The sequence below is a fragment of the Ammoniphilus sp. CFH 90114 genome (assembly GCF_004123195.1).
Classification (GTDB): domain Bacteria; phylum Bacillota; class Bacilli; order Aneurinibacillales; family RAOX-1; genus YIM-78166.
Genome location: NZ_SDLI01000001.1, coordinates 387,691 through 400,303, shown reverse-complemented (window position 1 = coordinate 400,303; position 12,613 = coordinate 387,691). Strand labels below are relative to the sequence as shown.

The following is a 12,613-nucleotide window of genomic DNA, read 5'->3' as shown; positions in this document are numbered from 1 at the left end:
CGTACAACAACCCTCTATTATGTAGACGAGTACCCGTCTACAAATGCATCCGACAACCTTGTCAGCCTCACAGGACTGATTTTAAAGGTTCTTGCTATAAAATTTAAGAAAAGTATGCCATGAACTTCGACTTCTGTCAACTCTTATCCTAATTGACGCAATTGTTCCATTAATTCCACCATGTCAGTTGGAACAGGGACCGTAAATTCTAAATACTCACCAGTCCTAGGATGTTGAAACCCTAATGTTCCCGCATGAAGAGCTTGACCTTCGATTCGAGGGTCGACACTTTTTGGCCCATACTTTGGATCCCCAACGAGGGGGTAACCGATATATTTCATATGTACGCGAATCTGGTGAGTCCGTCCTGTTTCCAGCTTTAATTCCACCTGCGTATGCTGTTTGAATCTCTCCATAACGACAAAATGGGTGACGGCATGCTTGGCATTTTCAAACACGACCGCCATCTGTTGACGGTTCTTCGGATCCCTTCCAATCGGTGCATCTATCGTTCCTTTCTCATGAGGAATCACTCCATTCACTAGAGCGATATACTTCCGATTGACCGTATGATCCTTAAGCTGCTCCGCTAATGATAAATGCGCCTTGTCATTCTTAGCAACCATAATTAATCCAGAGGTGTCCTTATCAATCCGATGGACAATACCGGGGCGAAGAACACCATTAATACCGGATAAGTCTTTACAATGATGCATAAGTCCATTGACTAGCGTACCTGAATAGTGACCGGCTGCAGGATGCACAACCAAGCCTCTAGGCTTGTTTACTACGATGACATCAGCGTCCTCGTAGACCACATCCAGGTCCATCTCTTCAGCTTGAATATTTAATTCTACTGCTGGTGGGACCTTGAGTGTAATTTCATCTTCAGTGCTCAGACGATAGTTGCCCTTGACCGGTTCGCCGTTCACATGGACTAAACCATCCTTTATCCACTTTTGTATCTGGGATCGAGTCCAATCCTCACTAGCTTCCGCCAAGAACTTATCAATTCGCTCGCCTTCTTCACCAGGTTCAACAACCCAGTCATATAGTTCGAACGCGGACATACTTAACCCCTTCTCTCTCTCTTCATTTCTAAAATCGTATCCCATATCATGAGACCTACGCCAATTACAATTGCTGAGTCAGCAATGTTAAATATAGGGAAATTAATCAAGGTAAAATCCAAGAAGTCTACGACTTCTCCAAACAACAAGCGATCTAGGAAATTCCCTACTGCACCACCTAAAATAAGAGCAAGTGCATAGGAAAACATGGGTTTATCTTTCCCTAAGCTACGTAAATAATATATGATTCCACCCATGACAAATAGCGTGATTACGATGAAGAACCACCGCTGATCTTGGAGGATCCCAAATGCAGCCCCACGATTTCGATGGGAAGTAAAATGGAAGACTCCTTCGAGCAGGGGAATCGATTGCCCAAGTTCCATATTTTTTACCACAATCCACTTGGTCAACTGATCTAGTGCAAACACGATCAAAGCAATAATATAGTAAAGCAAGTCAATAACCTCCAAGCTCCCAATAGCTTTCTTCTGGGCACAATAATAGAATTTTAGCATAGGCACTCTCAGGGAACAAGGCAGAAGGAAATAAATGAACCGCCAATTCCCCTATACAAAACAAATAAGGGTCTCAACCATTTCGTTGATACCCCAAAAACTGGCTATATCAAAAAAAAACCCACCACCTAGCAATTACAAAACTAAACCAGGATAGTTGGGTATTTAGTCTTTTTCTTAATCTCTTTTCAGTTCCTCATATTTATCTAAATATTTAAGAACAGCTAGCACAAAGGTGGAGTGTGACCAGGTTAATGGGGCGACAGAGAGAGGATTCCCCGTATAAGGATCCAATTGCTCCGGAAGCACCCCGCTTTCTAATGCGTTGGATACGACCCATCTAAACGTCTCTAGAGGCTGTTCTAAGTCTTCAAGGGTTACCGCTTTAGCAATTCTCCATTCAGCCATCCATAGGGTGCATATAATCCAAGGGTTGCCTGGAATATTGGCTATATCTTGAGATTTTTGGAAGTAGTAGTCATTCTGGTAGCGACATATTCCCCCTACCTTCGAATGAACCGTTAATCCCTTTTCAACTGCTTCCATTGTCCTTACGACCCGTTCGTCTGTAGGGTCGAATACCTGAAAGGCAAACAAGGCATACAAACTGCTTTCGAGAGTTAAATCTTTCGTAATTGATCCATCGGCGTCTAAGTAGATACCACGGATAAAGCGACCAATCTGCTTATCATACAAATAGTTCTCAATACCCTCACGGATACGTTCAGCCGTTTCCTTATAACGATTACACCTGCGGTCGTCTCCAAATAGCGATGCAAATTTGGCGGCAGCCATTAGACCACCATACACACTGCAAGCTGTAAAGGTAAAAATCCCTCTCCGTTCCTCCCACAAGTCGTAGCTGGCCTTCGGCAAGTTGACTCGCTCATCCACATATTGAGTTAAAAATTTTGCTGCGGGACGAATCAATTCGGCATAAAGAGATTGAGAGAACTCAATCTGTTTATGCTGACTATAGTGCTCCCAGAGAGCAAATAGTACTAATGCGGTTTCGTCTTCTTGAATCGGCAATTGAAACTTCCCGTTATTGACATACGGGTGCCAACTCGAACCGACCGAGCCATCTGGATTATATTTATGTTGCAGGTAGCCCTCATCGGTTAAAGCTCTAGAGCAAAATTCAAAGAAAGGACTAACCATGCCTTCATACCCTGCCTTGGTCATCGCATAGGCCACCAGCGCCCCATCTCGCGGCCACATATAACTGTAGTGATCGCGGTTATATTGCAAGATATCGGAGTCATTGGCAGCAACAATAGCACCATGCTGATCCGTCTGGGTTCGAACAACAAGCAAGCTCTTTTTATACATTTGGACGACTTCCTCGGGAAGATTGCCAAACGAACGATTACTTTTGTTCACCCAGCGTTGCCAATAAACTTTCACTCTCTCCATTAAAGAATCCGGATGGCTATCCAACACGTACTGGTTCAGCTTTTTAGTCTCACTCAACGTCTTGCCAATAGAAATCCAATACCATAATGACTCCTCTTGATTCCCGGAAACGTAGAGTTGAAAGCTAACCGTACTATCTACCGAGCCTTGGGCAATGGGATTGCCTGATAGTTGACCATCTTCCGCGTCTCGCCAGGTCCCCTCGGCGTGATTAAACCGTTTAACCCCCGTACTGTATTCATATATCCCTTGGTCTTTGGTTTTTCCATTGATCATGATATAAACATTTCTCTTATAATGATAAACCGTTCTAAGTATGGGATCGAACAGAGCCGTATCCCCTACCTCGGTTTCATTAATACTATAATCATGGTTAAAGAACAAGCGAATCTCTCGAGCTTGATTGCTCAAGTTCATCACTTTAACTTTCTTAAGATAAATCGTCTCTCGCTGGTGAACAGCGTCTTCGATCGTTAAACGAACTCCCATGCGTTTATTCTCTGCAACAACATGAGTGACTAACGTCTCAGGCAAATAACTCAATTGGATCTCCCAGCCCTCTTCTTGACACCAGCTAAAATGGCCGGGGGTCCATACACCAATTCTCGAGAAATAACCACCGATTTGATTTAATTGGCCGACATAGGGATAGTACAAGTCCCGCATATTTAAGGAAGAGTCGAAGTTAATGAGCATCTTCCCGTTTCCAATTACCAGGGGTCGGGGCATAAATGCATCACATCCTATATGGTTTGATATTTTTGTATCCGCTCGGCATAAGTCTTAGCAAGCGTAGAAGCAATTTCCTTTGAAGCCCCCTGAGTAATGACACGAAAATGAGGCTGATCCATGTCCGGCATAATGAGGACCCAACCGTCTGAGTCATAAACTTTAATTCCATCTAATAATTCAACTTGTTTTCCCTTCGTCTCTTCCATCATCATGCGCATCACCTTGCCCTTGTTCTTCCAGTCGCAGAATACAGCTTGACGAGCCATATGGAAAGAAGGCAACCCCTGCATGAGATCGGATAACAGCAGTCTCTTCTCAGCTAAATAACCAATGACTTTGACCATACTATAGAGTGCATCAAATAAAGGCTGGAAGGGAATGCTTCGGACTGCCTGCATCATTTCCCTGGCACTTTCCTTTGTACGCAACACTTCCGTGTTGAGTTGGGTAGCTAATCGTTCTATTTCTCGAGGTGCACTAACCGGAATACCTAATCGTACCGTCCCCTTTATTTCCTGATCGCTGTGAATCAATAGGTGTAAAGCAATCATCATATCATCACTGATGGCTTTTCCTTCATCCGTGACGAATGTATACTTCCTAGCATCGCGGTCCATTCGGACACCTAGATCAGCCTTATTCTTTTTCACGGTCTCGATTAATTCCCCTAAGTGAGATCGGTCATCTGAGTTCATTTGTATGACACGGCACCCCATACTAGACAACAGAGACATCGCTGATTGTCCTAATACGGTAGAATCATAGTCAAGAACCAATTGAAATTTGCTAGACATCACTTGCTCTACTGGTATTCCTCGTTTCAAGGCCCCTATATAATCATCAGCGAGAACAGGGTGAAGACGGTGCATTCCCACTTTGTCTACGGTGGCCCTAGAGAAGTCTTCCTGCCAATAGGAATTTTCAATTTTTCTTTCTGTATTTTTGCATATAGGTAATCCTTGATGGTCCAGTACTTCGATCACGGTCTCCCCGTTCTGCTCTGTTCCCGTTCGAATATGCACTCCCCAATCCGTGGAATAAGCTTTCACACCATACCTAGCCGCAGCTGAAATGGTAGGACCAAAATCAACCGTATGAAGTCCCGCAGCATTCAGGCCCGCCATCATAGACATCTTAAGTAATCGGGAAAATGAGTGGGTACAACTGCTTAAACTCACGGTAGCACCGGGTTTAAATACGCTAGCCATCGCTGCAGCCAATCGGGCAGCAAAATCCGGAGTAATATCAATATTGGAAATCCCTTTAATACCATATGAGCTAAATAAAGCTTTGGACAGCTTAACCCCCCAAATAAGAGAAGAGTGAACCGTAGAATTGCTTTCCACATCCTTATTCGGCCATATCTTCACCCCTGCTTTAATATGGGCTTTAGAACCGATCCGACAGTCATCCCCCATCACAACGCCTTCAGCTATTTGTGAACCCTCACCGAGCAATGTCCGATGACAAATGGTAGCGCCCACAACCTCTGCTTTGCTACTTACGAAATTATGGTCCCATAGAATTGCTTTGCTTAGCAGCGCCCCTTCCTTTATGATGTTATTTCTGCCAGTGATTGTGTAGCCCTCAATTGTTGCGCCACCTTCAATTAAAGTTCCTCTCCCAATAAAAGCAGGGGCAGTTACTTGTGTTGAATGGGCAATATAAACATCTCCTTCTGCATAAATACCTGGCGCATACTCCTTGGCTTTAATTTTTGCTTCAACGATACCGTCTAATAGATCGAATTGTGCTGTACGGTAAATCTCAAGATTGCCAATATCAGACCAATATCCTTCAGCTACATACCCCATTAGTTTTTTCCCTTGAGACAGCAACATTGGAAATAGGTCTTTACTAAAATCAAATTCAATATCTTTCTCAAAAAGCTCTAATACTTCTGGTTCTATAATATAAATCCCTGTATTTACCGTATCACTAAATACTTCGCTCCAAGTTGGCTTTTCTAGGAAACGTGTCACATTTCCTTCTTCATTTGTCATGACGACGCCGTATTCCAATGGGTTATCTACCTGGGTGAGAACAAGAGTAGCTGTCGCCTGTTTAGCAGCGTGGAAGTCAAGCGCTCGCTGCAAATCAAAATCGGTTAAAGCATCACCACTAATTACAAGAAAGCGGTCATTTAAAAACTCCTCACAATTTTTCACACTTCCAGCTGTTCCTAATGGGCGACTTTCTTCGAAATAGACAATATGGACTCCAAAATCGGACCCATCACCAAAATAACTTTTGATAGATTCTGGAAGGTATTGTAACGTCACTGCAATTTCCGTTATACCATAACGCTTTAACAACTCTATAATATATTCCATGCATGGCCGCCCAAGTAAAGGAACCATAGGTTTTGGCATATTTGACGTTAAAGGACGAAGACGAGTGCCCTTTCCACCTGCCATAATGACCGCTTTCATGCTTCTATTCCTCCCTTTTCACTAGGACATAATCTAAGGCCATTGGTAATGAGTCGTAAATCTCTTTTGTCATCCTGCTCAAGTCCTTCCATTGATAGGCTTCGTTTATCATATTTAAGGCAGACTGAGCCATCCCTTGAATCTCCTGCTCATGGGTAAGGGCATAGATTAATTGATCCTTCAGTGAATTTGGATGACCCGGGTAGATCTTCAACCCATTTACCCCATGAAGGACAATCTCTGACAACCCTCCGGTATCTGAGACAAGGACAGGGGTACCTGATGCCATCGCCTCAAGAGCCACAATACCAAATGGCTCATAAATACTAGGGAAAACGGCAAGATAGGCATGATGAAGAAGACCATTTCTTTGCTCATCCGAAATAAATCCAGTAAATAAAAATTTATGGGCAACTCCTCGATCCTTAGCCATCTGTTCTAGCTGAATCTTCATCGGCCCCTTTCCAGATATGACAAACTTCGCTTCAGGACAAACAGAAAGGACTTCCGATGCGACTTCAATTAGGTATTGAGCTCCCTTTTCTCTAACGAGTCGACCCACGAAAAAAATCATCTTCTCATCAGCAAGAGCATAATCAGTACGTTGAAAAGAGGATTCTGGATTATACTTCACTTTCTGTTGATCTACTCCATTAGGGATAACGAAAACTTTTTCTTCGGGTAGGTCAAATAATTGGATGACTTCCTTGGCCATATATTGACTGCAGACAATGACCTTATCCGCAACATTGGTCAATTTACATTCCTGATCATGAATTTTATGTTGGAGATCCGAATAAATACCTTGATTTCTACCAAACTCCGTAGCATGTATAGTAGTCACTAAAGGTAGCTGATATGTTCTTTTTAATTCACGGGCAGCTGAGGAAACCAGCCAGTCATGTGCATGAATACAGTCAAAACGAATCCCGTTATTTACACATTTCTCTACATAACAAACCATTTCTATATTTAATTGAAGAACCCAATCTATAAAATCCACTCTATCATTCTCTCGAAGGCAAGGGAGACGATGAACATAAACACCTTCTATACACTCAAAGGAAGGACAGCCATCTACGTGACTAGTCAGAACGTGAATTTCTTCACCTTGATTAGCAAGGGATCTTGAAAGATCATAGACAGCACGAGATAGTCCTCCAACAATTTTAGGAGGATACTCCCAAGACAACATAAGGACCCTTCTTCTTGTTGGAGAAGCCTCTTCTTGCAAGGCTGATGCTACTGCTAATCTATGCTGATAGGTTGGAGAATAGACGCGATACGTCATATGCTCAAAAATGGGATAGCTTTGCTCGAGCTCCCGGGTCCAGTCTTCATCTAGAAGTCCAGATTTCAAGCCAAGATAAAGCTGATGGAATGTTCCTAGGTGCTCCTGAAGTCTTCTTAAGGCATACTCCACCATGGTTTTATTATCTATGATAAATGCCCAGTCACTACTCTGTGCCAATAATAGTTGTTTGGCAGCTAGATTTAACGCTCTCTCTTGAAGCGCGGTAGGAGAATCCATTTGATCGACTAACTCCACCATTCTTTTTTCCACTTTGTGCAAATGGCGGTATATCCAGGCATTATCTGGATTAATCCACACCTCTCCATAGCCGTTCCTCCCCCAGCTTGATTCCTGCAAATGCCCCGTATCACTGTGAGGATAAAGGTTCAGATATTCGGAAGGGGTAATCATTTTCACCTCTTGTTGGTCATAGTAAATCTTCTTACATAGATGGCGGATAAAATGTGGACCTTCATACCACCAATGACCAAACAGCTCTGCATCGTAAGGAGATACAATGATAGGTTTTCTATCCATGTTAGCCCGATGGTGACGAACCTGATGCTCACGGTTAAACAAGAAATTCCCTGCATGGTCGGCAGCCTTATTCATTGCCCATTCGGGTACATAAGGTTCCTTATGATCTCCCTGCCCCGTTATCCGGTAATATTTGATGCCTGTGTTTACTCGGATGCCCTCAGAATGGATATAGGGCTTGATATAAGATAAGGGCAAATCAAACCCAATGTCCCGATAGTATTCTCGATAATCATAATCTCCTGGATATCCATCATATGAACTCCAGACTTGAGATGAGGATTCAGGATCTCTGGCAAAAGCATGCACACCATATCCGGTCATTAGTGGAGCGTAGATACCTCTGTTTGGCTTTGGAGTCGCATGCTTTAAGGAATGCGTATCACAGAAGAAATAGTGTACTCCCAACTGACGAAGTACACGGTCTACACCCGCAGTATAGCCACACTCAGGCAACCAAACGCCTTTCGGACGGAACCCAAAGTAGCGTTCAAATGTAGACAGCCCTACTTCCCATTGGCTATAGATTGCTTCCTCTGTTTCCATAGCCGGCATAAATCCATGTGTAGCAGATGTCGAAATGAGCTCAAGAACCCCTTTCTCCGCTAGTTCCTTAAAACGTGGAATGAGCTCGTAACCATGACGCCTCATGTATTCTTGGATACCTATAAACGTTTTTAAATACCGGACTGACAAAGAGTTAATCTGATCATCTCGTCGAGTTCTAGCCACTTCAAGCTTTGACAAATCTATTAATTTCGTTAAATATCTCTCATATCGAGATAATAAAAGAGTGTCCGCAAGCATCGTTAATAGAGTCGGTGAAAAAGAGAGCGTAATACGAAAGTCCACCCCTTCTTCAACTAAATCCTCAAACGTCTGCAGCAAAGGTACATAAGTTTCTGTGATGGCTTCAAATAGCCAGCGTTCTTCTAGGCATTCTTCTTCTATATGTCTAACGTAAGGTAAATGGGCATGGAGGACGAGCGCCAGATACCCTTGCTCTTTTCCATCAACCAAGGAATTCAACCCCTTGCATTTTAATAAATTGAATAGGTAGAAAAATTTTCAAACCATCGTGGTTTGGTTCTTTCACTTGAAACAGACGGGGTCACTTCAACCAATCGACTAAATTCCCCAGCTTCTTGATTATTCGGAGTAGCCTTAGGCTTGGAGCGCATGAGGGGAATATAATGGTTGTCTCTTAGAATTCCCATTTCCGTTATATAGGTTCGATTAGGGGTCATGTTATGGAAAAACCAGTTGTCCGTACCGTCTTCAAACATGGCTTCCTGATACCCATGATGATTGGTTCCATCAAACCATATATCCGTCACATCATATATTCTTATCACTTTGGTTACATGCTCGTAAGCTGCACCTAAGAAATCGCTGACCAAGGACATAAGTGGCCAAGTAACTTCCCAATATGTAAAGAGAACGGTTGGGCCTTGAACCATCAAAACGATTTCTTGCTCTCCGTAGTAGTTTGGCAATGCAGGCTTTTTTCTCGAGACAGATGGATTAGGCTGTTTATCCACGGCTTGAGGGAAAGGATTCTTTTTGTACAATCTGTACTTGATCTGACCTACAGTCATCCCTAAGTGATCTGCAATCTGTTCGATCGTAAATTTTTTCTTTCTTAACTCTTGAATATCGACATCCATTGCATCAAGTCCCTCCCTTCTGCTCTTCATTTCGTGTGTGCTAAGATTCTTATCTATTATAATAAGAGAAAATGGAAAAGTCTGTCAGAATATGTATCCTCTTCTCCTCTACTTTTGTCGATAAAAAAAGGTGATAAATGAATCGCCTTCGCGATCATTTATCACCTTTTCGTTTTGCCTCTTAATAATGCTCTTTTATTACACTTGCACAGCGAGGGCAGATCGTTGGATGCTCCTCAACTTGTCCCACTTCAGGAGTTACGATCCAGCAGCGCTCACACTTTTCCCCTTCAGCTTGTTTGACCAATACAGCTAGCTTTTCAAACTTCACTGCCGTTTCTGGTACTTGATCCTCATGGGCATTCACTTCAGAAACGATAAATAATTCATCCAAACGATCAAACTTCGCTAGTAGAGCAGCAGTTTCTGAATCTGGGTAGAGATGAACAGACGCTCCTAGTGAGTGACCAATTACCTTTTCCTTACGAGCTTCTTCTAATGCCTTAAGAACATCGTCACGGAGCTCAAGGAACTGATCCCACTTCGCTACGAGCTCAGCATTCATAACTTCGGCTTGAGGCTTAGGCATATCAGTAAGCTGTGCGCTTAACGTCTCCATTCCCGGAATATACTTCCAGACTTCATCTGCCGTATGAGGAAGAATAGGAGCCGTAAGTTTCACCAATGAAACTAACAAATCATACATCAAGGTCTGAGCCGCTCGTCTCTCTTCCGACTTAGGACCTTCTGTGTAAAGACGATCTTTAGAGACATCGAGATAGAACTGACTCAAGTCAATGGTGCAGAAATTGTGTACGGCATGGAGCACCGAATGGAACTGATACTGATCATAGGACTTCAATGCTTGTTCAATCACTTGTTGCATCTTAATCCAAACATATTGATCAAGTTCCGGGAAGTTTTTAAATTCAACTCTGTCCGTTGTAGGATCAAAGCCTTCTAGGTTTCCTAATAGAAAACGGAATGTGTTCCTAATTTTACGGTATGACTCAGCAATCTGAGTCATAATTTTATCAGAGATTCTTACATCAGCTGTATAGTCAACAGAAGCAACCCATAAACGAAGAATATCTGCTCCAAGCTTATTCATCACTTCAGCAGGAATCACAACATTACCAAGGGATTTAGACATCTTTCTGCCTTCCCCATCAAGAACAAAGCCGTGACTTAGGACTCCTTTGTATGGGGCACGTCCGTGAACAGCAACGGATGTTGATAAAGAAGAGTTGAACCAACCACGGTACTGGTCGGATCCTTCTAAGTACAAGTCAGCTGGCCAAGCCAAATCATCTCTTTCATTTAACACAGCTTCATGACTTGAACCAGAATCAAACCATACATCCATGATATCTGTTTCCTTACGGAACTCCTTCGTTCCACATTCAGGACACTTAAGATCGGCTGGAACAAGCTCAGAAATATCTTTTGTAAACCATGCTTGTGATCCTTCTTGACGGAATAGGTTAGCCACATGGTCAATGGTTTGATCATTAATGATCTCTGTATTACAATCTCGGCAATAGAACATGGGAATGGGAACTCCCCATACTCTCTGACGGGAAATACACCAATCGTTACGATCTGCTACCATGTTATGGAGACGCTGTTCTCCCCAAGCAGGAATCCATTTTACCTCTTTGATGGAGTTTAACAATTGTTCACGGAAGCCATCAATAGAGGCAAACCACTGTTCTGTTGCTCGGTAAATGACGGGTTGCTTACTACGCCAGTCATGTGGATATTGGTGAGTAATAAAATTCAAGTGAAGTAGGGCTCCTACTTCTTTCAGCTTTTCTGTAATGACCTTATTCGCATCATCATAGAACAAGCCTTCGAATCCTGGAGCTTCCTTCGTAAAGTTACCTTTATCATCAACTGGGCAGAGAACAGCCAGCCCATACTTCTGTCCTAAATTAAAGTCTTCTTCACCATGTCCAGGTGCTGTGTGTACACAACCGGTCCCTGCATCCAAGGTAACATGGTCTCCAAGCAATAATGGAGAAGTACGGTCATAGAATGGATGATGACAAACAACACCCTCCAACTCTTCACCCTTAAAGGTTTTTACTACCGTATACTCTTCCCATCCTACCGTTTTCGCTACCGCTTCAACTAAACCAGAAGCCAGTACCAATTGTTCACCTGCTGCTTCGACAACCGCATATTCCAGTTCTGGGTTAATGGCAATAGCAAGATTCGCAGGAATCGTCCATGGTGTGGTCGTCCAGATGACCACCTTCATATTCTCTTCTAGCTTTCCTTTTCCATCCACTACCGGGAATTTAACATAAATGGAAGCGGAACGCTTATCTTGGTACTCAATTTCAGCTTCAGCTAAAGCCGTTTCAGATGAAGGGGACCAGTATACAGCTTTTAACCCTTTATAGATATAGCCTTTTTTGGCCATTTCACCAAAGACACGAATCTGTCTTGCTTCGTATTCTGGCTTTAATGTAATATATGGATTCTGCCAGTCTCCTCTAACACCCAAGCGCATAAACTGTCCACGCTGCCTGTCAATATAGGAGTAAGCATACTCCGCACAACGCTCTCTGAATTCTGCTGTCCCTACCTTATGACGGTCAATTTTTTCATTCTTAATGATGGCATGCTCAATAGGCAAGCCGTGCGTATCCCAACCTGGAACATAAGGTGCATCAAATCCGTTCATGGACTTGTATCGGACAATCATATCCTTTATCACTTTATTTAAAGCATGTCCAATATGAATATCTCCGTTGGCATATGGAGGCCCATCATGAAGGATAAACTTAGGTCTGCCGGCTGTCCGTTCCTGCACTTTACTATAAATATCTATTTCATCCCACCAAGCCTGCATCTCAGGCTCACGAGTAGGCAGATTTCCACGCATGGGAAAATCTGTCTTGGGTAAATTCAGTGTCTTACTATAATCCATACCGGCTTC

At 43.0% G+C, this 12,613-nt stretch carries 7 protein-coding genes; all 7 read right to left on the bottom strand.

The annotated features are described in order from the left end of the window. Positions 1-143 precede the first annotated feature (143 nt). Positions 144-1,070, bottom strand: coding sequence for an RluA family pseudouridine synthase (locus EIZ39_RS02130; protein ID WP_129196911.1), 927 nt, complete (start codon positions 1,068-1,070; stop codon positions 144-146). Between the two features lie 2 nt (positions 1,071-1,072). Then, positions 1,073-1,528, bottom strand: coding sequence for a signal peptidase II (gene lspA, locus EIZ39_RS02125; protein ID WP_129196908.1), 456 nt, complete (start codon positions 1,526-1,528; stop codon positions 1,073-1,075). A 237-nt stretch (positions 1,529-1,765) separates the two neighbouring features. Beyond that, a complete protein-coding gene (locus EIZ39_RS02120) occupies positions 1,766-3,733 on the bottom strand; it encodes a glycoside hydrolase family 15 protein (protein ID WP_129196905.1) in 1,968 nt (655 codons plus the stop codon). Between the two features lie 14 nt (positions 3,734-3,747). Continuing rightward, positions 3,748-6,168 carry a sugar phosphate nucleotidyltransferase gene (locus tag EIZ39_RS02115; protein WP_129196903.1) on the bottom strand — a complete coding sequence of 807 codons (2,421 nt, stop codon included), beginning with the start codon at positions 6,166-6,168 and terminating at the stop codon, positions 3,748-3,750. A 4-nt stretch (positions 6,169-6,172) separates the two neighbouring features. Continuing rightward, on the bottom strand, positions 6,173-9,019 hold the full coding sequence (locus tag EIZ39_RS02110) for a 1,4-alpha-glucan branching protein domain-containing protein (protein WP_129196900.1): 2,847 nt from the start codon (positions 9,017-9,019) through the stop codon (positions 6,173-6,175). A gap of 20 nt (positions 9,020-9,039) precedes the next feature. Then, positions 9,040-9,666, bottom strand: coding sequence for a DUF4912 domain-containing protein (locus EIZ39_RS02105; RefSeq protein WP_164984854.1), 627 nt, complete (start codon positions 9,664-9,666; stop codon positions 9,040-9,042). A gap of 181 nt (positions 9,667-9,847) precedes the next feature. Continuing rightward, complete coding sequence (gene ileS / locus EIZ39_RS02100) at positions 9,848-12,604, bottom strand: isoleucine--tRNA ligase (protein ID WP_129196895.1); 2,757 nt, start codon at positions 12,602-12,604, stop codon at positions 9,848-9,850. Positions 12,605-12,613 lie beyond the last annotated feature (9 nt).

Bases quoted from the DNA above. Each gene is read 5' to 3' on its own strand.
- EIZ39_RS02115 (WP_129196903.1), bottom strand. From the start codon at position 6,168: ATGAAAGCGGTCATTATGGCAGGTGGAAAGGGCACTCGTCTTCGTCCT.
- EIZ39_RS02130 (WP_129196911.1), bottom strand. From the start codon at position 1,070: ATGTCCGCGTTCGAACTATATGACTGGGTTGTTGAACCTGGTGAAGAA.
- EIZ39_RS02120 (WP_129196905.1), bottom strand. From the start codon at position 3,733: ATGCCCCGACCCCTGGTAATTGGAAACGGGAAGATGCTCATTAACTTC.
- ileS (WP_129196895.1), bottom strand. From the start codon at position 12,604: ATGGATTATAGTAAGACACTGAATTTACCCAAGACAGATTTTCCCATG.
- EIZ39_RS02105 (WP_164984854.1), bottom strand. From the start codon at position 9,666: ATGGATGTCGATATTCAAGAGTTAAGAAAGAAAAAATTTACGATCGAA.